Origin of the sequence: Neptuniibacter sp. 1_MG-2023 (assembly GCF_030547185.1) — a bacterium.
Lineage (GTDB): Bacteria > Pseudomonadota > Gammaproteobacteria > Pseudomonadales > Balneatricaceae > Neptuniibacter.
The window spans coordinates 76,510-98,060 of record NZ_JAUOQR010000004.1; the positions used below are offsets into that span (position 1 = coordinate 76,510).

Sequence of the window (21,551 nt, forward strand, 5' to 3'; positions counted from 1 at the left end):
GTCTGTTGTGCTGACAAGGAGTAACAGTAGTGATACCTGTCGAATCTCTTATTATGTTTATTACGGCTTCAGCACTACTGGCGGTTGTGCCGGGACCAGATAATCTTTTTGTGTTAACTCAGTCAGCAATTCATGGGCGGGCTGCGGGGATTATGCTTTCTTTAGGGCTTTGTACCGGTTTGATTGTCCATACCTCAGCCGTTGCGCTGGGTGTTGCTGCTATTTTCCAAACATCGGTTGTAGCGTTTACTGTGTTGAAAGTAATAGGGGCTATCTATCTTGTTTATTTGGCTGTGCGTGCATTTCAAGCGTCTGCTGACAGTGTTGAATTAACGCGCCGAGGAGCTCTGTCACTAAGTGCCTTATACCGTCGCGGTATCCTTATGAATATCACTAACCCTAAGGTTTCTATCTTTTTTCTGGCTTTTCTTCCGCAATTTGTTGTGCCGGAAAAGGGGGCGTTTACCCAGCAAGTTTTTATGCTCGGTGGTGTTTTTATGTTGGTGGCGTTGGCTGTTTTATGTGTTATCGCGATGTTAGCGGCGGGTTTAGGGTATTGGCTTAATCGCTCACCGGTCGCTCAGCTGTATCTGAATCGCCTAGCAGGCGTGGTATTTATTGGGTTAGCGTTGAAATTGGCTACATCTAAAGCGGTACCAAGCTAGTGAGTGCAGCTCTTAACGTCGCAAAGTTAGCGTATTGCCTTTTTGCGTAATTTCAAGATGTTTCATAAAACTCATACCTAGCAATACGGTCTCACCGTCCATATAAGGGTTTATATGGCCACGAATATCGTACAGTTTAATGCCTCCCAATTGCACGCTATCGAGTGTGCTGTTATAGACCGAGATATTGCCGTTTGCGGTGCTTACTTCAGAGCGAAAACCTCTAGTTAAGCCTATTTTTTTTGCAACGGCTTCAGGAATGCTGATCGTTGTTGCACCGGTATCAAGGAGGAAGGTAACCGTTGTGCCGTTAATCTTGCCAGGCGCTACATAATGGCCTGAACGGTTTCGCTGCAGTACGACTTCTGCATTGCTGCTATCGCTGACTAAGCTTTGATTCGGGTTGTACTGCTGGGAGATGGTATCTTCAAAGAAAAGGTAGAGCAGGCCAAGCAGTAACACCCAAGCGATCATCCACATGCCTTGGCCAATACGTTTGGGAGTATGTTGCTGTGTCATCTTGATACTCTACCTTTTGTCATTTAAGAGGTTATGCACGTTCCATAAATTTACCGGTTTCGGTATTTATTTTTACTTTTTCCCCTTCTTTAATGTATTCAGGTACTTGAACTTCCAAGCCATTTGAAAGAATGGCTGGCTTTGTTCGGCCTGTTGCACTCGCCGCCTGCATCCCAGGAACGCACTCCGCTATAGTAAGTACGACACTGCTGGGCATTTGGATGGTAAGAACTTCACCGTCAATCATCATTGCTTGGATATTTTCCATACCATCTTGCAGGTAGGGCAGCTGTGCTTCAATGGCGGCAGAGTTTAATAAATACTGATTGTAATCTTCACTGTCCATAAAGGTGAATGTGTCATCTTCACGGTAGAGGTAGGAGCAGCTACGGCGCTCCAGCTGAACCTCTTTTAATATATCACTGCCGATAAAGGTGTCTTCATACTTTCCGCCGCCGGGTAACTGGCTAAAACGGACTTTGTATAAAGTGTTTGCACCGCGTGAGCTTGGGCTGCGAACATCAATGCTGTGAACTGAGTAGTAGTTATTGTTGATCTCAAGGACCATCCCTTTCTTTAATTCTGAAGCCTTAGGCATAGCAGTATCCGTTAAACGCTTATAATTAGCGTTGATTGTATTGGAGTGCAGTAGAGAGGAAAAGGGCAGTGGGTATAAAAAGGGCCAGCTCTGATGTGGTTAGAGGGGCCCTTTTATATATGGAGTAGATGGTATTGTTAGCTGAGCTGGTTAAGGTGCTCTCGTGTAATGGCTAACTGTTCATCAATCGCTAGGGTTAGCTGGTCAAAATAGATGCGTGGTTCTATCTGTATTTTTTCTGGAGTAAGAATCTCATTATTAATTAGTGTCACTATCTGTCTTGTATTGCAGCGATCCAATTGGGTGCTTTCTAAGTTTTGTAGCTGATAGAGCAGTTGCACGCGAACATCTGCTGGACATTGGCCTAGAGAGGCTGCTTTGTTGCCTAGGGCTCTTAAACGTCCAAGTGATTCAGCAAACTGTGGGCGTTTTAACACATTATGCCAGAGGTTTTGATTGTCATGATTAGTTTCCTGCGCGGTCAGTGAGCAGGTATCTGCAATCACGGTTAGCTCATGGAGTAATTTTTCGATGAGCTGACAATGGGGCATAAAGCTATTGTCGGGTGATGCACTGATCTTTTGCCAATTAATATGTTGGAGCCTTATACGGGTAGGGTTACCGCTATAATCGCTTTTTAAGAGGGGAGACCAGAGGGCGTCGATTTCTTGGCTTAATCTATGCTGTTCTGACTGATTCTGTTGTAAGTTCGCGCACAGCCCACGATGACGTTGCATCTTTTGCATAAGCTCTAATATTTGGGAGAGCTGGTTGATGCCCCGTTGCCGTTTGGCTGCTCGTCGTTTGGCCAGTTTGTTACGATGATAGAAATTGACGCTGAGCATAATAATTAAAAGAGCGCCGAAAATGCTGGCTTCGATCATACTTGCTTCGATCATTTTGTAGGCTCCTTTTGAACAGATTTTTCGGCTAACTTTTCAAGATACCCTGTTAATTCCGTCAAGGAGCTAGCCTGTTCGCTATGTTGCTGTAGAAGCATACCTATATTAGTAAGCTTCTCGCTGAGTTCATTACTGGCTGAGGCATGTTCATCGATTGAATGGTTAACTTCGCTTATGAGCTCTAAGCTGGTGTTGCTGCCGTCTTCAATTGCCTGTAAAAGATCGAGCATATGAGTACATGTATCAGATCCCGTATTAAGCATTGTTTCACAGCTATCCATGCTTGTTGTAACTTCACCAACGCGATTAAGCATGGAGCTTACTAATTGGGTGATATCTCCTGTCGCTTTTTCGGTACTACCCGCGAGTAGGCGGACTTCATCGGCGACGACGGCGAATCCTCTTCCTGCTTCGCCCGCACGTGCTGCTTCTATCGCTGCGTTTAAGGCTAGTAGGTTGGTTTGCGCTGCAACCTTCTCGATTGTACTGACAAATGCTTGTATAGCTTCAGCTTCGTTGGTTAGTTGGTTTATTTTAGTTACAGCTTCAGAAAATTGGGTACGAACATCGGTTATTGAGTGGCTGAGTTGTTGGGCCTCTTCGCTTCCTTTAATGCATAAGGATTGGGAGCTCTGGGCGTTACTATGTGTTTTTTGTATGTGTTCTCTAATTATGTGTACCGTTTGGCTCATCTCTTCTGAGGCGCTTGCAACGGTTAATAACTGGTTTTGTTGTTCAGATGCTGCATCGGCTGTATGTGTCGCCAGATTTTCCAATTCGTGCGTAGAAAACTTCATCTCGCTGCAAAGCTGATTTGATAGATCATTTAGCTCTTCGTAATTACGTGAAACGCTATAAAGGCTTTGTGTTAAGTCTCTTAGAGGTTTGTCGCTACTGGAGTGTTGTTCACGAAATTGCAGGTCTTGATTCGCGAAAGCATGAATAACCGATGCAAGGTTGCTCCAGCGCTGCTGGCACATATATATAAAGCTGATTTGTAAGTAGCTCAGGGGGATTAAAGCCCACAAGGCTGATTTGATGTCGTATGCTTGGGAGATTACCACTAAAAGCCAGCAGCAAAGTAATAGAAGACCTGACGTTTTTAGTGATACTTTGCTTAGTAGTGAATAGCCAAAAGATAATAGCAACATGCTTTTTCCTCAAAAATTCCAGTCCCCTTGGTTAGTTCTGCAAGAGTTAAGCCATAAATAACCTTCTGCCTTGCGATGCTCATTTTTCGGGCGTTATCTTTAAGTTGAAGGAACTATAGTGGGGCAATTTAATGGTTTTTTAGAAGCCGGGTGCACGCTTTAGGTGCTTTTCAGTTTTTTATGGTGCGTTATTGAGGAATAAACTCAATCGAGGATTATGGCTAAGTCAGCGTAGCTATTTGGGTTTTGATCCAAATTTATTAGTATATTTCTTATCGGGTAATCCCGATTGAAGTATTATTGTCATGATGGAACTTTATTCTATTTTTGACAGAGGATATCTATGCATATTTGGGTTGATGCCGATGCTTGTCCAAAAGTAATCAAAGAGATTCTTTTTCGCGCGGCTGAACGAAAAAACGTATCAATGACTTTAGTAGCTAATCAGTATATGGCTACACCTCCATCGCCGTTGATCAATGCGGTTCAAGTACCGCAGGGATTTGATGTAGCGGATAACCACATTGTGGCTAAGATGGAAGAGGGGGATTTGGTCGTTACGCAAGATATTCCTTTGGCATCTGAAGTGATTGATAAAAAGGGTGTTGCTATTAATCCCCGTGGAGAGCTTTACACTCCTGAAAATATCAAACAGCGGTTATCGATGAGAGATTTTATGGAAACTCTACGTAACTCTGGTGTTGATACGGGTGGTCCTAACACTTTTAATCAATCTGATCGTCAGGCGTTTGCTAACCAGTTAGATCGTTTTTTGGCTAAAAGTTGCCGATAGAAATTTTTTTGTGCACTGCACAAAAAAACACTTGACTAAAAATCGTGCAAGTCGTATCTTAGCTGTAATGGATTGCTGCACTGCAGCATGAATAACATTTGGAGATATAAATATGAACGCTGCTAACCCTTTTGCTGATTTTTTCAAACCTGAACTTACTAAAGAGATGGCTGATCTTTTCAAACCAATGCAGAGCTTAGTTGAAGTAAACACTAAGACTGTTGAAACTTTGGTTTCACTTCAGAAAGCATACGTTGAAGAACTAGCTAATGCTTCTGTTGAACAGTTCAAAACTTTGTGCGAATGCAAAGATCCTAAAGCTGCTCTAGACCTACAGGTTAAATTCTACAAGTCTGTAGAAGCTAAAATGACAGAAACTGCTGAAAAAGGCGTTGCTGCAATGACTGAAGCTAAAGATGCTTACGTTGCAACTGTTGAAGAGTCTGGTAAAAAAGTAACTGAGCTAGCTGAAGAAGCTGCTAAAAAAGTTACTGAATTGAAAGTTGCTTAATTTCAATTAACAAATTCTAAAAAACCGGCTTATTAGCCGGTTTTTTTTGTTTAAAATTTGATAGTGCAGTCTGATTTAGGAATGCAACTACAGGCGAGAATAGTTCCTTGCTCTATCTCTTTTTCGCTTAATGGAATTTCAGAGTCCCGTTCTACCTCGCCTTGGATTAAGGTAACTTTACAGGCGCCACATACTCCTGCTCTACAGCCTGAAGGGATAAAAATACCGGCTTCTTCTGCTTGATCTAATAAGCTTGTTTGATTGTCGCCAGAGAAGCTTTGACCATTAATGGAGAGTTCAACTTCTTCAAGGAATGGTGGGGGAGCTAATAAACTGGGTGGTTGTCCAAAGCTTTCTTCATACCAATTCGCTTCTTTATGGCCTAGTTGCAGACATAGCGCTTTTGCTTTTGTCATAAAGCCTTCTGGGCCGCAACAGAGAATCGTGCGCTGTTCTATATTAGGGACAAGTAGTTTTATTTGCTCCTGACTGATCCCCCCTTTTATTCCGCTCCATTTTTCGTCTGGCTGACTTAGGCTGAAAATCAGTTTCAAACGTGGATTTTGTTCTGCTAACCAGAGTAATTCATCTTTGCAGATTAGATCTGCTTCTGTACGGGCTTGATGATAAAAAAGAATCTCCCGCTTAGAATGTTTATCTGTGAGTGAACGCGCAATGGATAGCATCGGAGTAATCCCGCTACCTGCCGACAGTAAAACAACAGGTAGTTCATGGGATATAACTCTTTCATTAAACTCGCCTTGCGGAGCTAGTGCCGTGATTTTATCACCGACTGTAAGGTGGTCATGTAGCCAGTTAGAGACCTGGCCACCCTTCACTCGTTTAACGGTGATAGTTATATCACTTGGCCTTGAAGGGGATGAAGATAAAGTGTAACAGCGGGAAGCCCTTACCTCTCCTATAGTTATTTTCAGCGTTATAAACTGCCCAGCTATGTATTCTGCTTGGTAACCTGCGGGTAATTGAAAGCGAAACGTTGTGACATCAGGGGTTTCATCTACTTTGGCAACGCAAGTTAAGTTAAGTGCTTGGTCTGACTTCCAAGTAGTTAAGTTACTAGCTCCTTGCGTAGTTAAGGTCATATCTTTGTTAATAATAGGGGCATTATTGGGATACTGTTCAGCTGTTTTCGTCTCGAGTATTTCAACTTTGTCGTTCTGTTTTATCTGACCTTCATTTAAGGGGATAAGGTTTTGCCCAAAATAGACTTCGTTATCATCGCCCCTGCGATAGTTCGCAAGAGTTTTAATAGGTTCGCCCTTGTCTATAGGGTTGAGAGAGGTTAACTCATAAGTGGTCATGACGCAGCGGGAGCAAGGTTTAACGATTTCAAACTCTACCTCCCCTATACGGATACGTTTCCAACTATCTTCGGCAAACGCTGCGCAATTACGGACGACTAAATTAGCACGAAACTGATCCATGATGGAGGGGCTTGTACTACGGCTATTTAGATCAGCTAACGATGCTTCGGAAATTAGCAATAAAGGATAACCATCGGCAAAAGCGACAGGCTTTTCTGGCTGAATAGAGGTGTAGCGTTCTGATTGTTCACCAAAATACAGGAGCTGACACTCTCGTCCTAGTTTTTTTGTAAACCACTCGTCAAATTGCAAACCGCAGTGTTGTGCATTGATCTCAGTTCCCCACACAGTAACCTGACGATAATTTTGAAATAGCTCAGGGTAGTGGAGGGTAATACGATCCCCATCAGGAGAGATGACGACTATGCCGTCATCTATAATAAGTGCTTGGTAGTGTAGTAGCTCTGGGATTTGTCGAGCGGATAACAGCTCTCCCGTTGGGGTACTCAGCATAAATCGGCGATCAAAGGCTATACCTTTTTCACACACAAAAGCAGAAGAGATTGATATTTTTGCCATCGATTTGATGGGAAATATATTGATGGTACTTAATTGAGTTTCTGACACTGATAGGGTCCTTAAGCTGAATCAACTTGCATATTGATAATATGATCTAGCCTGATTTTAAAAGGTTTATGTTCTTCTGTTTCCGCAATAAGGTACTCGGCCCCTTGTTCGCACTTGAGGTCTAAAAAACGTAATTTTTGATTAAATGTCTGATGCTTTGTATGCCAAGTAAGCGTGCGTACTTCTTGGCGGATACACGCGAGTTCAAATTCATCATGTATAGCGCAATTAATTGGTTGGTAATCTATGTTGTCAGACATTATTCTAACCCGAGGTGATTTAAGCGTTTGTGCACAAGAATAATGCCTCTGTTCGGTGATGAACAGAGGCATTATAAATAGGATAAGAAACAGTTTTGGATTTAGAAAAAAAACACTTACTCAAGTTAGCTAATATGAAGATGCCTTTTGGTAAATATCAAGGTCGGGTATTACTCGATCTTCCAGAAGAGTATTTGTTATGGTTTGCGCAGAAAGGCTTTCCTCAAGGAGAGTTAGGGTCGCTGATGGAATTGATGTTGGATATCCGTATCAATGGCTTGGAGTCAGTACTCCAGCCTTTAAGGCAAACATCTAGGGCGCCCCATCTTAGATAAAAGCGCTTAGCTTTATTGATATCATTAATCTTGTAGATATTCTTATTGAAGCCGTAGTTTTGTTAAAATTTCCCTTTAGATAGGATTTGGTTTTTCCTATCAGATTATAATCCGTTGTTAGGTTTTTTTATGACGCCTGCTATCAAAGTAGCTATCAAAGCTAAAGTTAATCATCGAGTCCATGAGTATAAGCATGATCCGAAGGCTGAATCTTATGGTACTGAAGCGGCCGAAGCGATCGGTATTGAACCCGGTCGAGTCTTTAAAACGTTGTTAGTAGAATTAAATGGGGATAACAAAAAGTTAGCGGTAGGGGTTGTTCCTGTATCTGGACAGTTAGATCTTAAGGCGATAGCAAGTGCCTTAAAGGTTAAGAAAGTAGCTATGGCACAGCCGCAAGATGCAGAGCGTGCAACCGGTTATGTTGTAGGTGGGATAAGCCCTTTAGGACAGAAAAAACGTTTGCCTCTAGTGCTAGATAGCTCCGCAGATCAGTATGAGACTATTTATATGAGTGCAGGTAAACGAGGGTTAGAGATAGAGATGTCAGCTGCGGATCTTTTAAGGTTGACCCAGGGAATATCGGCGGCAATTGGCCGAGGTTAGTGAAGGTTAATTACAGGGATCTTATCAGCCTATCTTATGTTAACGTTAGGTTAGTAACTTGTTTTTTTGGAGCATTCTACTTATCGCACAGCTTAAGTGTCCTAATATAATAGACTTAGAAGCCTCTGGCTTTGGCGTTGATAGCTATCCCATTGAAGTAGGCTTTGTGCTTTCTGATGGCACACGATATTGTAGTTTGATTCGCCCCAAAGATGATTGGTTACATTGGAGCGACGAGGCGGAAGAGCATCATAAAATACCGCGTACTGATCTAATTCAGTCGGGTGCATCTGTTGAACAGGTTGCTAGTGAGCTTAATCATAAACTTTATAATCAAACGGTCTACAGCGATGGTTGGGTGGTTGATCAAACTTGGTTAATCAAGTTGTTTTATCGTGCAGGTATGCCGATGCAGTTCCGAGTAAGTGCTTTAGATATGATCTTATCTGAGCCCCAAATGGATATCTGGCATCAGGTTAAACAAGAGGTTGAGACGGAGCTGAATATCGTCCGTCACCGTGCCAGCAATGATGCTTTAATTATTCAGCAAACATTTGTAAGAACTCGGGAAATTAGCCAAGCTTTACAGCATACGTGAGGATAACTAACCGCTTAAGTCTAAGTGCGATTAGTTATCTTTAGTTGGTTCGTTTACGTCGACGATTAACTGAAATTAGTTCCAAACATTTCGCCTATGGCGGTCGTTAATTCAGGGCTCCTATCTTCATTACGGAACTGCATTAGAATGAGTGCTCGTAGTGCAGGCATAAACATCAGATCTGATAGTATCCTTGAAAAACCGTTTTGACCGCCTTTCCCTATAGCTAATTTTTCCAGAAATATGGCCAGAATAGCTGGATCTTGTAAGCATTCATGACAACGGGTTGCTACGGCAATAATCACTTCCGGCTCAAGTGCGTATTCACTTGTGACTATCTGTTTAATTAACGCCATCTTACGGGCACCGTTGGGGCCATTCGATAGTCCACGTGTGAGTGCCGCAATGTGATTAGCATTAGCGGTACCTTTTGCCAGTGTTTGTTCTGCGCGTAGGCAAAGGGCTTCATAAAGTTTGTGGTCTGGCTCAATACTTTCTAGGCAAGTGCAGAGCACCTCAAACGGAACGTCTGGCAAGAGGGGAATAGATTTCGTCAGTATTTTGCTGTTATTACCGTTTTGATGACGAACAACTAAATCAGCAATACCTTGGAAGCCTAGAGATTGCCAATCATCAAACCCCATCTGTCCTGAAAAGTATTGTTGTGCCTGTTCAAAATACTGAGAGGCCGGGTCGCTTGAGGTCAGTGTAGAGTAAGCATGGAAGAGCGCCATTTTTTCTTGGTCAGGTTTAAACGAGAAAGGGTTATCTTTAAGCGCGTCTTCTGGTACTTCACCGCTCTTTTCATGCTGCATTACCCCGCCAGCATTTTTTAGCAACCTTGAAAGCAGATCATCGCGCACCGCTTGAATTAGAAAACCTTGCTCATCTAAGGGAAGTTTTAGAAACCATGCAGCACCTTGCTGTTTATCTTTAGGATTCCATACCATCAATGCGACCCAGGCATGTTGTAGGTAAGGGTACGGATAAGGGGTTTGCTGGTTTTCAATCTTCTCAAATTGTTCAATGGAAAATTTCTGCACCCGACGGCCCATATCAAAGAATCGGAATTGACCGCCACTTTGGCGAAGTAACTCTGTAAGCGAGGAAATTTCAGACATGATCAGCACCTAAATAAACAGGAGCGCAATTTTAGCAGCTTTAGGATAATGAACAATAATACCTGTGGCTCAACTTGTTAGATGATTGTTTAGATGATGACAAAACGATTTTTACCCGACTCTTTAGCTTGGTACATCGCTCGATCTGCCAAGATAATTGCTTCTTTGGAGCTTTCTGTTTGGTCGGAGAGAATATAGACACCAATACTAGCCGAGATAGAAATAGTGTCATTCTTGACCGTATATTGTGTATCTAAAATCTCAAGTAATTTATGAGCAATAATCGCTGTTTGGTTGGGGGATTCAATTTCGTTGATGAGAACTAAAAATTCATCGCCGCCTAAGCGTCCTAAAATATCGAAGCCGCGGAGCACGCTTATCATGTTTTTAGTTAAACTTTTTAGGCATTGATCCCCAAAATCATGACCAAACGTATCGTTGATGCTTTTGAAATTATCAATGTCGATAAACATAATAGCAGCTAAGTTTTTCTTACGATGGACTAGGGAAAGTAAACGCTCTAGTTGCTGAAGTAAAAACATACGATTAGGTAAGCCAGTGAGATTATCGTGGCAGGCTAAATGTTCGAGTCTATCATTCACCTTTGCTAGCTGTTGGCTTTGCTTAGTAGTGGTCATAATGACGTAAGTGGCAAACATAAAACCACCGGTGATGATAAGAACCATAAACATAATCAGCGTGGAGACTAAATCTGATATCTCTTCAGCTGAATGATAACGGGCATATTCATTTTGAGATTGCTGTAGGGCGATCATGCTATCCAATAAATCGGCTACTATAATTTGATCAGTTAATGTTTGATTGAGTGATTGTGTGTGCTCAGTATTTTCCTCAGCGAGTAAGAGCCTATCTGCAAATGCTCGTAAAATAGGGGCTCGTTTTGTTGTTTCTTTATCGAGTACCTCCATTAAGCTTTTTTCTTCGGGTGATAACTGTGATGTTAATATCGCCATTCTGGCTTTATGGTAGTTCGAGCCATGATTATAGAACTGCTGTAGGGCTTCATCCCTTTCAAAATAATCTGTTTGTAAGGTCATGCGCCAAAGCAATATAGCCCGTTCTCTAACGGCTACACGCATCTCCATAGCCGCATTAAGTTGACGGTCGTTATTTTGGGTTGCTGTGAGTAACTCTGTTCTAATTTGAGAGTATTGTAGGTAGGAATATGTGGATGTGATGGCAAATGCTATGAATATCACAAAGAACCCCAGAAAGTAGAAGTAGGCCTTAATGTTGTTTTGTCCTGGGTTCATATGCTCGCATCATTTAGTTAAAAAGGTTTAGCTGAATGGTTGGGGCTGCCTCGATGAACTTTTTTATAGTTATATCTATGTAAGTTTAGTTTGTTTTGAGTAGATTGCAGAAAGTTTACTCAAATATTAAAAGTAGTTTTTTTTCGAGATGAGCTTGGACTAGGAAGGTGTTTTTATACGGTTGTTTTTTATAGGTATATGACAAGAAACGGGTGGTTGTTGTGGCATAGGCCCCATAAAATATATTTTTGGCTTTTCTGCGTTGTTGTATCTTGGTGTAGAGGCTATTTATTATGAAGTTGGATACTGTAGCGCAATTTCTGGGTCTAATACCCGTTGAGGGTTAGATAGCTAATCAATAGCAGGTAAAAAATGGCTAATAATTTTGCAGAAGGCACGACCAACTATCTTCGTATTGAGCGAGCTATCCATTTTCTTTGTGAGCATGCTGAAGAACAGCCATCGTTACCTGATCTAGCTGCTTATGTTGGCATTAGTGAGCATCACCTGCAAAAGATATTTAGTCGTTGGGCCGGCGTATCACCTAAAAGGTTTGTTCAGTTCTTGACCAAACAGAGAGCTAAGCAATCCCTTGCTCAATCACGAAGCGTATTAGATACGGCTCATGAGCTAGGTTTATCCGGCCCTAGCCGGTTACATGATTTACTGATTAGCAGTGAAGCGATGACACCCGGTGAAATTAAATCTTTAGGGGCTGGATTACTCATTTCCCATGGCTACGCGCTTTCGCCTTTTGGGTTAGCGTATATTGCTTGGACGAGCCGTGGTATCTGTCATATGGCATTTTGTCAGTGTCCGGAACCTGATGTCGAGAGGGCTCTAGGGGAGTGTTGGAGTGGAGCATCTTTCTTGCGTGATGATAGTGGCGCCGCGAAATATATAGATCAAATATTTCAACCAAAAGGTAAAAAACAGCCATTACAGATAGTGTTAAAAGGGACCAATTTTCAGCTAAAGGTGTGGGAGGCGCTGCTTAATATAGGGGAAGGGGAGTTGATCTCATATTCTCAGTTAGCAACGATGATCGGTTCCCCAAAAGCATCGAGGGCGGTGGGGACTGCTGTCGCGTCCAATAATATTGGTTTTTTGATCCCTTGCCACCGAGTTATTCGTGAGAGCGGTGACTTAGGTAATTATCGCTGGGGTATAGAGCGTAAGGCGGCAATCCAAGGCTGGGAAGCCGCCCAAAGCCTAGCTGAGAGAAGCTAAGCGGTTCTTACTCTAACCAACGGTCTAGCTCATTGATATCTTCAGGGCTTAGGGTACCGATCTGTTGCTTGAAGGTGATCAAGTTTTGCACAAAGTTAAAGCGTGCTGTCGCGTAGTCCCTTTTGGATGTGTAAAGCTGTTGCTCAGCTTGAAGCACGTCTACAACATTTCGTGTACCTACGTTGTAGCCCTCTTCTGTAGCTTGTAAGGCAATTTCGCTAGATTTAATACTTTGTTTCAGGGCCCTAACACTTAATGCACCGGTACGAAGGTCACGTAAAAGGCTACGAGTGGATTGAATAACAGCTCGTAACGTATCGTCTTTGTTAAACTGAGTTTGAACGAGTCGTTGCTCTAATTCTCGGGATTTTGAACTCACAGATCCGCCCGAATACAAAGGAACAGACAGGGTTAATCCAATTGAGCTTGTGTCAATTCCATAATCGGTTGATGAAGTACCATTATCGTAATCATAACTAGCGCTTAAGCTTAACGTAGGGTAGTGACCCGCATGACCTGCTTGGGCTGCACGGCGTGCTGATTCAGTTGCGAGGTTGGCAATCTTAAGATTTAGGTTGCTCGTCATCGCTTTATCTAACCATGGTTTTGCTTGTGTAGGGGTAGGCTCTTCAATTGGGTAATCTTCAGCAAGTTCAGCGATGACATCAAAGTTTTGTCCCGTTAAGCGCGCTAACTCTTCATAGCTGTTATCTAAATCGCCTTCTGCAGAGATTCTAGCGACACGGGCGTTATCATATGATGCTTGTGCTTCTTGTACATCAGTATTAGCAATTAAACCGACCTCAAACTGAGCGTTCACTTGGTCTAAGCGACGTTTAATTGCTCGCTCTTGAGCTTCCAATGTTTGTAACTCACTTTTTGCACGTAGAACGCTAAGGTAGGCTTCAACCGTGCGACTAATCAGCGTTTGTTGTTCCGCATCAAACTGGAGAGAAGCCTGTTGTGAGAGTACTTTGCCTTGCTTGAAGGTAAACCAAGACGCCGCATTAAAAACTGGTTGGCTCAGTGCTAAGGTATAGCCATGGTTGTTGTAATTGGCGGTATCTGAATCAACTGATGTTGTATTCGCACTTAAGCTTAAGCTAGGTAAAAGAGACGCGCGGCTTTGGATCTCAATCTCTTTATCTGCGTTATAGGCAGCTTCAGCCGCTTTTAATTGCGGATCATTGTTGAGTGCAAGTTGATAAATATCAGCCAACTGTCCAGCATTGACTGATGTTGCGAGCACTGAGCTTACTGCTAATGTCAGGCACGAAATTTGGAAAAGTTGTGTGATTTTCATGGAATGAACGTCCTTAAACCTGTTCAGGTTGAACTTCTTTAAAAGTTCGCTTACCTAAGTAACTGTAAACTGTTGGAATTACGAATAATGTCAACAGTGTACCAAATGTCATCCCGCCGACAATAACCCAACCTATTTGTTGTCGTGATTCGGCGCCCGCACCAAAGGCAAAGGCCAGAGGGAATGTGCCTAATACGGTTGCGCCTGTTGTCATTAAAATTGGGCGTAAACGTAAAGAAGCTGCTTCTAAAATTGATTCTTGCAGTGTTTTGCCTTGATCTTGTAACTGATTGGCAAACTCAACGATCAAAATACCATGTTTAGTGACCAAGCCGACTAGGGTGATAAGGCCTATCTGACTATATACACTTAAAGAGCCGCCGCTGTAGTGTAACGCAAACAAAGCACCAAAGATTGCAGGCGGTACAGATAGCATAATAATCATTGGATTTTTGAAACTCTCGAATTGAGCAGCAAGTACCAAGAATACAACAACTAGCGCCAATACAAAGGTCACCTGCATGCTACTGCTAGACGTTTTAAACTCTCTAGAGGAGCCGGTATAGTCATAAGATGCTTGCGGTGCAATTTCCCCTAGTTCCTTTTCAAGAAAGGCGAGGGCTTCCCCTAAGCTATAATCGGGGGCTAGCTGTGTTTGTATTTTAACCGCCTTAACTTTATCAAAATGGTTGAGCTCACGTGGAGCGACGGTTTCATTGATTTCCACTAAGTTGGATAACTGGACCATATCACCGTCATTTGTGCGCATATAAAGGTCTGTTAAGTCACTGGGGTCGCGGCGTTGTTCATCAGCCGCTTTAACTATGACTTCATACTGCTCACCAAGACGCTTAAAACGTGTCACTTCACGACCAGCCATATAGCTTTCTAAGGTTCGACCTAAGTCAGAAATATCGACATTCATATCAGACAGCTTGTCGCGTTTTACATCTATCTGTAGTTCAGGTTTGTTGAGTTTTAGATCGGAATCTGGTTGGGCAAAGCCTTTGTTTTCATGAACTTTAGCCATTAATTGATCGGTAATGTTTTTTAAATCTTCATAAGTCCCGTTTGTTTTGACGATGAATTCTACAGGGCGAGAGATAAAGCTCTGTCCAAGGGATGGGCGGTTAAGCGAGAAGCTCATAATGCCTGGAATGCCGCCGAAAAGCTTAGGCGTTTGCTCCTGCACTATTGCTTGCTGTTTCTTATCTCGATCTTCCCAGCGTTTAAGGCCTTGGAATACCAGCGCGTTAGTTTCTGAAGGGAACCCGACAACGGTAAAGTAGCGTTCAGTTTCAGGTGTTTTGCTGATTGTTGCTTCGATCTGGCGAGTATAGCGATCAATATAATCTACAGATGAACCGTCTGGTGCTAGGGCGAAGTTAAGGATCGTACCCCGATCTTCATAAGGTGCTAATTCTTGTGGAAGTTGTTGATAGTAGAAGGCGGCACCGGCAAAGCTTAATCCCATAATAAGTAAAGCTAATAGACGGGATTTGAGCAGTTTCCCCAATAGCTTTTGATAGCTATGGGTGATCCAATTAAGAAAACCTTCAATTAAATTGAAAAATGCAGAGTGGCGTTTTTCATGTTTAAGCAGACGTGAACACATCATCGGCGATAAGGTCAGCGCGACAAAGGTCGATACGACTACCGCTCCTGCAAGTGTTAGCGCGAATTCAGTAAAGAGCTTTCCTGTACGCCCTTCAGAAAAGGCAACAGGGGCAAAAACGGCTACAAGGACAATCGTAGTAGCTAGTACGGCAAATCCGATCTCTTTTGCGCCTTTAAAGGCTGCTTGAATAGGGTGTAAACCTTCCTCTACGTGGCGGTAGATATTTTCCAGCATAACGATGGCATCATCGACAACGAGTCCTATTGCCAGTACGAGAGCCAGTAGGGTTAATGTGTTAATACTGAAATCCATCCAATACATCATGGCTAAGGCGCCGATGAGTGATAATGGAATCGTTATAACCGGAATAAGTGTGGCCCGAATATTTCTTAAAAAGAATAGAAGCACCAGTATGACGAGGATGCCTGCTTGTATTAAGGTTTGGTAGACGGACTTGATTGATTCTTCGATAAAAATAGAGGAATCATAGGCAACCTCAACATTCATACCTTCTGGTAAGGTCGGTTTTACCCGTTCGAGTGTTGCACGAATCCCTTTTGAAACATCAAGGGGGTTGGCGGTCGATTGTTTGACGACCCCTAATGCGACTGCATTTTCACCTTTGTAGCGAGTGATTCGGCGAATGTTTTCTGGGGCGATTTCCACACGAGCAACATCCTGTATACGGACAGGATAACCATCAACGTTACGAATAATAAGCTGTTTAAATGCTTCGACATCGTTTACGTCAGTTTTAGCTAATAGGGTAAATTCTCGCTCTTTACTTTCAATCCGACCGGCGGGTATCTCAATATTTTGGTGGCTTAAGGTTGTTTCAATATCACTAGGAATAACCTTGTAAGCGGCCATGCGTGCAGGGTCTAGCCAGATACGCATGGAGTACTTTCGTTCACCGACTACTCTGATATTCGCGACACCAGAGACGGTTTGTAGCTGATCTTTTACGCGTTGATCTGCTATCTCTGTGACTTCCATCATATCGTGCCTATCTGAGTTAAAGGCTAACCAGATAATAGGCTGTGCATCGGCTTCTGTTTTGGTAACGATCGGTGGGTCTATATCATCCGGCAGCTGCCCAGTAACTCGACTTACCCGGTCACGAACATCGGCCGCAGCGGCATTAGGTTCGCGGTCAATATTAAAGGTGATACTAATCTGGGATTTTTCTGTGCGGCTGATCGAATTCATAAAATCGATCCCTTCAATACCGGACAGGGAGTCTTCAATAATCTGTGTGACTTGGGTTTCAATAATTGATGCGCTTGCCCCAGGGTAGTTTGTTTCAACTGTAACAACGGGCAGATCTATTTTTGGGTATTCACGTATAGATAAACGGTCATACGAAATAAAGCCGATAAGTAAAATTAACAGGCTCATTACTGTTGCTAATACAGGGCGTTTTATACTGATCTCTGAAAGAACCATAATGGATTAGCCCTGTTTATCGGTTGTTGTTTCTTTTTGACTACCATCAACAAAGATAGGGGTCACAGGCATACCGTGTTTGAGCTTTATCTGCCCTGCAATAATAAGAATGTCACCGGCTGTAAGGCCTTCAATGATTTGGACAACGCCTGGGCGTCGTTGGCCCATTTTAATCGGTGTCATTGCGACGGTATGCTCTTCTGTGACGGTCATCACAAAGAACTCTCCGTCTGAAGGAATAATGGCTTGTTCAGGTACAACCACGGTTTCTTGTTGATCGACAAGTAGTGAAACTTGTGCAAAAAGTCCAGGTCTTAGTTTACCTTCATCATTGGCGATCTCTGCGCGGATCTCTATATTATGGGCGCTGCTATCGGAGCTAGGTGATACGGCTGTCACTTTACCTTTAATCACTTCACCTGGTAATGCATCGACATTAACTTCGAGCATACGGCCATTTTTTAGCTCTGAGAGATAGATTTCAGGGAATTTAAGGTCAAGTTTTAGTTTGCTGTAGTCGGTTAATCTAACTAGATTTTCGCCCTGATTGACAAAATCACCGGGGCTAACCAGCCTTAAACCGGTATAGCCGGTAAAAGGTGCTTTGATTGTCATTTTGTCTAGTTTTGCTTGGGCAAGTGATTCATGTGCTTGGTCTACACGTAGTTGCGCCAAGGTGCTGTCTCGATCTTGGGCGGAACCTACTTTTTTATTCAATAGACTTTTTGCGCGTTCATAATCTACGCGACTTAGTTGTACGCTCGCTTGTGCTGATTTGAGTTCCGCAATGTAAACTGAACTATCTAGTTTAAATAATGGTTTGCCTTGCTCTACCTTTTCGCCTTCTTCAAAGAGAATTTTCTCAATTCGTCCACTTTGTTCAGGGCGTAGCATTACCGATTCGTTCGCTCTCAAACTGCCTACTGCAGAGATCTTTTTATCTAAAATGGAGTTGGTTACAGTGATAACTTCTGCTGGTAATCCTTTAGCGAAAGAGGATAGAGAGAGTAGTGCGGTTAATACGGCAACCGCTAAAGTGAGATAGGATTTATTAAGCATAGGCATTATTATTATCGTCCCTAAAAAATTGTAGATGCTATTGTAACGGGATGCATAGCGCTCACAACGCTTTATAGTGTTGAGAAATGCAACAATCTGTTCTTAAATCTGTGTTAGTTGTTGTGTCCGACCATAAAACCGGTCGGTTTATGCCAAGCATATATAAAGATCTTTACAGTTGTTGTAGTGAGCGCTGTTCCGTTTGCATCTCATCGAGAATCCAATCTCTAAAGGCTTGCATGCTCTCCGTTAGAGGGCGTCCTTTTTGATAAACTAAGTAGAACGACTTTTGTGTATCTAAGGATATATCCAGTGGGCAAATGAGTTGTCCATATTCCAGTTCCCGTTCTGCAAGGCCGCGGTCAGCCAAAGTGATACCTAAGCCTTCCATAGCTGCACCTAATGCTAGTGATGTACTGGAAAACGTCATGCCCCGTGTATTCTCTATTTCATTAACGCCGTTTTGTTCCAGCAGAGATTGCCACTCGGTATCCCGTTTAGATATGTGGATAAGTGTGTGCTGTAGAAGATCCTCAGCTGATTTTATTGGAGGCTTTCCCTCTAAAAGCTTAGGGCTGCATACCGGTACTAAGTGTACGTTGCGTAATAGATGGTAGTGGAGATCAGGCCAGTTGCCATCACCATAAAACACGGCCATATCCATATCGCTGTAGCGAAAATCGATCTGGCTCATTGATGCAGTTAATCGAAGCTCCACATCAGGGCTGAGTGATTGGAAGTGATTAATTCTTGGCACTAACCAACGAGTTAGAAAAGCTGGTGCAACACTTAAATTAACAATATTTGAGTTGGGAACCGTGACTATTTTTTTTGTCGCTTCATCTATTTCATCTAAAGCTGATTGAATAGCAAGAAGGTATCGTTCGCCGGGTGGTGTAAGCGCTACACGTCGTTTAATACGTTCAAATAGCTGGACGCCTAAGAAGGATTCAAGAGCCTTTATTTGATGGCTCACAGCAGAAGGTGTCACAAATAGCTCTTCTGCCGCTTTGTGGAAACTGCCTGCACGGGCGGCTGCTTCAAAGCTGCGCAGGGCATTAAGAGGAGGAAGGCGTCTGATAGGAAACTCCTATAGATGAGATAAATTCATCTATTTGGTGAAAAACTGTCGTTTGTTAATGTCCTTGGTAGACTTTAGTATGTACAACATCGTTAATCAACAAGTGATCTGTTTATCTTTAGTTACAGTAACTTATTTTTATTTGTAGCTTAGATTTGATGAATTTATTTGTTCGAGCAGCGGGGCTTCTTTTAATTGTTTTGTTGATTTAATTTGGTGTATGTGTGAATAACGAATTTGAAATGTCAGTACGTCTTAATGCTTGTGGTGATGTAGATACTGCATATTACATGGCTCTAGCCAAAGAGCAGCGTAGTGAGGCTTTTGTTGGTGCTATAGCGGTTGCTGTAGCGGCGGTTAAAAAGTTACTGAGCTCTTCTCATTCCAACCGTTTATCGGTACCTACATACACTTATTGAAATTGATTAGTTACATCCTGTTATTTTGCCCGCTTTTAAGCGGGCTTTTTTATACCTGAAATTTATAGTTTGAAGGTAGTAATGACGCTGTTTAATTTATTAGACAGGTCGCTCATTTGGCTACATGCTTTTGCTGTCTCATCAGCTCCTTGAGCCGTGAGTTCACTTGCCTTGTTTACGTGTGAAATGCCGAGTTCAATATTTTGAGCGTTCTCTGATTGCTCCTCTGCATACAGAGTGATGTGATCGTTCATTTTTGAAATGGTAGAGATTGATTCTGTTATCTCATGTAAGGCTGTACCTATTGATTTTGATTGCGCTGCTGTTTGTTCTGCTTTTTTTGCACTGTTCTCCATAACAACCACGGCGCTATCGATCCCTTTTTTGAATTCGTTCAGCATACACTCAATCTCTTCAGTAGAGCTGTGAGTTCGTTGAGCTAAGTTTCGCACCTCATCGGCCACGACGGCGAAGCCCTTTCCTTTATCACCTGCTCGGGCGGCCTCTATTGCCGCATTCAGTGCGAGTAAGTTGGTCTGCTCGGCAATGCCTTTGATCACATCTAGCACTTTAACTATATTGGTGCTTTTTGCGGCCAGTTGGTCAATTGATTGGCTTGATTTACTTAAATGCGCTGATAGTTGCTCAATTTGATCTAATGCGCTTTGGACTTGTACATGGCTTTTGAATGCTAATTCATTGGTTTGAGAGGCTTCCGCGGAGGCGTTATTGACTTCGTAACTGATTTTTTCAGCTAAAGCGGACATTTCAGTAATAATTAATGACATCTCTGTGGTTTGTCGTTTTTGTTGCTGAGCTGATTGGCTAGAGTTGTAAGCGGTCGTATCTAAGCTTTTTGACTGTTCTTCGACACTGCTTGCAGTATGCTTTAGTTGCTCAATTAGAATATGAATCCGCTGTCTCATCTCATTAAATTGATTACTCAGTTGTGCCATTTCGTCTTTAGATTGTAAGTCGATGGTCGTTGTTAAATCCCCTTGGGCTATTTGCTTTGCTGCATTGAGGACTTGTTTCATATTTCTTTGTACTGAAATATTAAATCCAAGATAAAAGTAGGCAGCTAAAAGAATAATTAAAGAGATGGCAGCGACTAAGCTATATAACTGTCGTTTTTGTACTTCGAGGCGTTCTTTTAATATATGTGATGCATAGCCGAGGGCTAGATCAGAAAAGTGGAAGATATGTTCGAGATCCTGACTGGACGCGTTAAAAAAGGTTTCCCAAGACTGCTCCATATTTTCGCCAACAATAATATCTCGATCAAGACGATCAGCAAAATGGAGGAGTGCTTGGTGAGATTGGCGACTTAATTCAACTAATTGTGGGTCAATATCCTGAAGGTTCTCTAGTTTTTCTGTGATTGCGTTTAATGATACGGCGCTTTTTTGTAAGCGATCATAAAGTTGGTTTAAATGATCGAGTGCTGCTGAACCAAGATAGCCGGTGGACAGCCCATGTCCTGCATAATCTCGTGTGGCGCCAATGTTTTCTAAGGTTGTGGGGATATCTTCAAGTAGTGCTCTTAAGATGATATAGATTCGAGTATCTAGATCGCGAGTGATACCTGAGTTAAAGCTTTCTTCTTCACTTATTTTGACTAATGATTGACTTAACTGATTAAAATATTGGAAGCGGTTTTCAATATCTAAGTTCAATGTTGAAAACTGTGAGGTATCTATTTTTTGCCATAAATTCGCGAGGTCAGATTCAGGTATAAGCTGTATGGTTATTATCTTTCTTAGCTCAGCGAGCTGTTGCTCTTTTTCCGGTTTTAGTGGCTGGTTTACGAAGCCAATAGTAAATCGCAGGTCTCTATAATCTGTAAACGCTTTTAGTAATTGATAGTTAGTATTGAGCTTTTTTATAGCGATGGCTCTATGTTGTGTGTCAGTAATATCGGTTCGTAAATACTGAATTTGGACAGTACAAAGTAGGGCGAGAGGAAGCGTAAATACAGTGCTAACCAAGATGAATTTGTATAGATAAGGCAGTCTATCCATCAGTCGAATGACGGGGGTTAGAATGAAAGTCATTGTAATGTTCCGGATGCTGTTAGTTGTTTTTATTTTTAAGCGTGATTGAATCAGGC

21 protein-coding genes are annotated in these 21,551 nt (G+C 42.4%); 8 read left to right on the forward strand and 13 right to left on the reverse strand.

Annotated features, from left to right (window positions below; translation table 11 throughout):
* Positions 1 to 29 precede the first annotated feature (29 nt).
* A complete protein-coding gene (locus Q4492_RS06530) occupies positions 30 to 665 on the forward strand; it encodes a LysE family translocator (RefSeq protein ID WP_303416448.1) in 636 nt (211 codons plus the stop codon).
* 12 nt (positions 666 to 677) lie between these two features.
* Here the strand turns inward: Q4492_RS06530 and Q4492_RS06535 are convergent, their stop codons facing one another.
* The 4 genes from Q4492_RS06535 to Q4492_RS06550 form a co-directional block, all read right to left on the reverse strand.
* Positions 678 to 1,184, reverse strand: a complete 507-nt coding sequence (locus Q4492_RS06535; RefSeq protein WP_303416449.1) for a TIGR02281 family clan AA aspartic protease — start codon at positions 1,182 to 1,184, stop codon at positions 678 to 680.
* A gap of 31 nt (positions 1,185 to 1,215) precedes the next feature.
* Positions 1,216 to 1,782: an elongation factor P-like protein YeiP gene (gene yeiP, locus Q4492_RS06540; protein ID WP_303416450.1), complete on the reverse strand. Its 567-nt coding sequence runs from the start codon at positions 1,780 to 1,782 to the stop codon at positions 1,216 to 1,218.
* 137 nt (positions 1,783 to 1,919) lie between these two features.
* Positions 1,920 to 2,681 (reverse strand): hypothetical protein, encoded by a 762-nt coding sequence (locus Q4492_RS06545; protein ID WP_303416451.1) that lies wholly within the window; start codon positions 2,679 to 2,681, stop codon positions 1,920 to 1,922.
* On the reverse strand, positions 2,678 to 3,835 hold the full coding sequence (locus Q4492_RS06550) for a methyl-accepting chemotaxis protein (protein ID WP_303416452.1): 1,158 nt from the start codon (positions 3,833 to 3,835) through the stop codon (positions 2,678 to 2,680). The genes Q4492_RS06545 and Q4492_RS06550 overlap by 4 nt, the downstream gene beginning before the upstream one ends.
* Before the next feature lie 343 nt (positions 3,836 to 4,178).
* Here Q4492_RS06550 and Q4492_RS06555 point away from each other — a divergent pair, with 343 nt between their 5' ends.
* Both Q4492_RS06555 and Q4492_RS06560 read left to right on the forward strand, forming a co-directional pair.
* Positions 4,179 to 4,628 carry a YaiI/YqxD family protein gene (locus tag Q4492_RS06555; RefSeq protein WP_067862039.1) on the forward strand — a complete coding sequence of 150 codons (450 nt, stop codon included), beginning with the start codon at positions 4,179 to 4,181 and terminating at the stop codon, positions 4,626 to 4,628.
* A 112-nt stretch (positions 4,629 to 4,740) separates the two neighbouring features.
* Complete coding sequence (locus tag Q4492_RS06560) at positions 4,741 to 5,139, forward strand: phasin family protein (protein WP_067862037.1); 399 nt, start codon at positions 4,741 to 4,743, stop codon at positions 5,137 to 5,139.
* Positions 5,140 to 5,189: 50 nt separating this feature from the next.
* On the opposite strand, the gene Q4492_RS06565 is transcribed toward Q4492_RS06560, so the two are convergent.
* Together Q4492_RS06565 and Q4492_RS06570 are read right to left on the reverse strand one after the other, a co-directional pair.
* Positions 5,190 to 7,091: a hybrid-cluster NAD(P)-dependent oxidoreductase gene (locus Q4492_RS06565; RefSeq protein ID WP_303416453.1), complete on the reverse strand. Its 1,902-nt coding sequence runs from the start codon at positions 7,089 to 7,091 to the stop codon at positions 5,190 to 5,192.
* Positions 7,092 to 7,102: 11 nt separating this feature from the next.
* Entirely contained in the window at positions 7,103 to 7,351 is a 249-nt protein-coding gene (locus Q4492_RS06570) for a Rho-binding antiterminator (protein WP_303416454.1), read from the reverse strand.
* A gap of 95 nt (positions 7,352 to 7,446) precedes the next feature.
* Here Q4492_RS06570 and Q4492_RS06575 point away from each other — a divergent pair, with 95 nt between their 5' ends.
* From Q4492_RS06575 to Q4492_RS06585, 3 genes are all read left to right on the forward strand, one after another.
* Positions 7,447 to 7,686 carry a DUF3820 family protein gene (locus Q4492_RS06575; RefSeq protein WP_075107875.1) on the forward strand — a complete coding sequence of 80 codons (240 nt, stop codon included), beginning with the start codon at positions 7,447 to 7,449 and terminating at the stop codon, positions 7,684 to 7,686.
* A gap of 129 nt (positions 7,687 to 7,815) precedes the next feature.
* Positions 7,816 to 8,292, forward strand: a complete 477-nt coding sequence (gene ybaK / locus Q4492_RS06580) for a Cys-tRNA(Pro) deacylase (RefSeq protein WP_303416455.1) — start codon at positions 7,816 to 7,818, stop codon at positions 8,290 to 8,292.
* Positions 8,293 to 8,350: 58 nt separating this feature from the next.
* Positions 8,351 to 8,890, forward strand: a complete 540-nt coding sequence (locus Q4492_RS06585; RefSeq protein WP_303416456.1) for a hypothetical protein — start codon at positions 8,351 to 8,353, stop codon at positions 8,888 to 8,890.
* Positions 8,891 to 8,955: 65 nt separating this feature from the next.
* Here Q4492_RS06585 and Q4492_RS06590 read toward each other — a convergent pair whose 3' ends face one another.
* Both Q4492_RS06590 and Q4492_RS06595 read right to left on the reverse strand, forming a co-directional pair.
* Positions 8,956 to 10,011, reverse strand: a complete 1,056-nt coding sequence (locus Q4492_RS06590; protein WP_303416457.1) for a DUF3549 family protein — start codon at positions 10,009 to 10,011, stop codon at positions 8,956 to 8,958.
* Positions 10,012 to 10,100: 89 nt separating this feature from the next.
* Positions 10,101 to 11,231 carry a GGDEF domain-containing protein gene (locus Q4492_RS06595; RefSeq protein ID WP_303416458.1) on the reverse strand — a complete coding sequence of 377 codons (1,131 nt, stop codon included), beginning with the start codon at positions 11,229 to 11,231 and terminating at the stop codon, positions 10,101 to 10,103.
* Positions 11,232 to 11,657: 426 nt separating this feature from the next.
* On the opposite strand from Q4492_RS06595, the gene Q4492_RS06600 reads away from it, so the two are divergent.
* Positions 11,658 to 12,515, forward strand: a complete 858-nt coding sequence (locus Q4492_RS06600) for a methylated-DNA--[protein]-cysteine S-methyltransferase (RefSeq protein ID WP_303416459.1) — start codon at positions 11,658 to 11,660, stop codon at positions 12,513 to 12,515.
* A gap of 7 nt (positions 12,516 to 12,522) precedes the next feature.
* Here the strand turns inward: Q4492_RS06600 and Q4492_RS06605 are convergent, their stop codons facing one another.
* The 4 genes from Q4492_RS06605 to gcvA all read right to left on the reverse strand — a co-directional run bounded on the left by Q4492_RS06605 (position 12,523) and on the right by gcvA (position 19,022).
* Positions 12,523 to 13,818, reverse strand: coding sequence for a TolC family outer membrane protein (locus tag Q4492_RS06605; RefSeq protein ID WP_303416460.1), 1,296 nt, complete (start codon positions 13,816 to 13,818; stop codon positions 12,523 to 12,525).
* 13 nt (positions 13,819 to 13,831) lie between these two features.
* Positions 13,832 to 16,882, reverse strand: coding sequence for an efflux RND transporter permease subunit (locus Q4492_RS06610; protein ID WP_303416461.1), 3,051 nt, complete (start codon positions 16,880 to 16,882; stop codon positions 13,832 to 13,834).
* A 6-nt stretch (positions 16,883 to 16,888) separates the two neighbouring features.
* Positions 16,889 to 17,947 (reverse strand): efflux RND transporter periplasmic adaptor subunit, encoded by a 1,059-nt coding sequence (locus Q4492_RS06615; protein WP_303416462.1) that lies wholly within the window; start codon positions 17,945 to 17,947, stop codon positions 16,889 to 16,891.
* Between the two features lie 166 nt (positions 17,948 to 18,113).
* Positions 18,114 to 19,022, reverse strand: a complete 909-nt coding sequence (gcvA, locus tag Q4492_RS06620) for a transcriptional regulator GcvA (protein ID WP_303416597.1) — start codon at positions 19,020 to 19,022, stop codon at positions 18,114 to 18,116.
* A 224-nt stretch (positions 19,023 to 19,246) separates the two neighbouring features.
* On the opposite strand from gcvA, the gene Q4492_RS06625 reads away from it, so the two are divergent.
* Positions 19,247 to 19,441 carry an RSP_7527 family protein gene (locus Q4492_RS06625; RefSeq protein ID WP_067862011.1) on the forward strand — a complete coding sequence of 65 codons (195 nt, stop codon included), beginning with the start codon at positions 19,247 to 19,249 and terminating at the stop codon, positions 19,439 to 19,441.
* 62 nt (positions 19,442 to 19,503) lie between these two features.
* Here Q4492_RS06625 and Q4492_RS06630 read toward each other — a convergent pair whose 3' ends face one another.
* Entirely contained in the window at positions 19,504 to 21,495 is a 1,992-nt protein-coding gene (locus Q4492_RS06630) for a methyl-accepting chemotaxis protein (RefSeq protein WP_303416463.1), read from the reverse strand.
* Positions 21,496 to 21,551 lie beyond the last annotated feature (56 nt).

Excerpts from the sequence above, each read along its gene's own strand:
- Q4492_RS06630 (WP_303416463.1), bottom strand. The coding sequence starts at position 21,495 with ATGACTTTCATTCTAACCCCCGTCATTCGACTGATGGATAGACTGCCT.
- Q4492_RS06560 (WP_067862037.1), top strand. The coding sequence starts at position 4,741 with ATGAACGCTGCTAACCCTTTTGCTGATTTTTTCAAACCTGAACTTACT.
- Q4492_RS06555 (WP_067862039.1), top strand. The coding sequence starts at position 4,179 with ATGCATATTTGGGTTGATGCCGATGCTTGTCCAAAAGTAATCAAAGAG.
- Q4492_RS06535 (WP_303416449.1), bottom strand. The coding sequence starts at position 1,184 with ATGACACAGCAACATACTCCCAAACGTATTGGCCAAGGCATGTGGATG.
- Q4492_RS06610 (WP_303416461.1), bottom strand. The coding sequence starts at position 16,882 with ATGGTTCTTTCAGAGATCAGTATAAAACGCCCTGTATTAGCAACAGTA.
- Q4492_RS06615 (WP_303416462.1), bottom strand. The coding sequence starts at position 17,947 with ATGCCTATGCTTAATAAATCCTATCTCACTTTAGCGGTTGCCGTATTA.
- Q4492_RS06550 (WP_303416452.1), bottom strand. The coding sequence starts at position 3,835 with ATGTTGCTATTATCTTTTGGCTATTCACTACTAAGCAAAGTATCACTA.
- Q4492_RS06545 (WP_303416451.1), bottom strand. The coding sequence starts at position 2,681 with ATGATCGAAGCAAGTATGATCGAAGCCAGCATTTTCGGCGCTCTTTTA.
- Q4492_RS06590 (WP_303416457.1), bottom strand. The coding sequence starts at position 10,011 with ATGTCTGAAATTTCCTCGCTTACAGAGTTACTTCGCCAAAGTGGCGGT.
- yeiP (WP_303416450.1), bottom strand. The coding sequence starts at position 1,782 with ATGCCTAAGGCTTCAGAATTAAAGAAAGGGATGGTCCTTGAGATCAAC.
- Q4492_RS06600 (WP_303416459.1), top strand. The coding sequence starts at position 11,658 with ATGGCTAATAATTTTGCAGAAGGCACGACCAACTATCTTCGTATTGAG.
- Q4492_RS06605 (WP_303416460.1), bottom strand. The coding sequence starts at position 13,818 with ATGAAAATCACACAACTTTTCCAAATTTCGTGCCTGACATTAGCAGTA.
- ybaK (WP_303416455.1), top strand. The coding sequence starts at position 7,816 with ATGACGCCTGCTATCAAAGTAGCTATCAAAGCTAAAGTTAATCATCGA.
- Q4492_RS06570 (WP_303416454.1), bottom strand. The coding sequence starts at position 7,351 with ATGTCTGACAACATAGATTACCAACCAATTAATTGCGCTATACATGAT.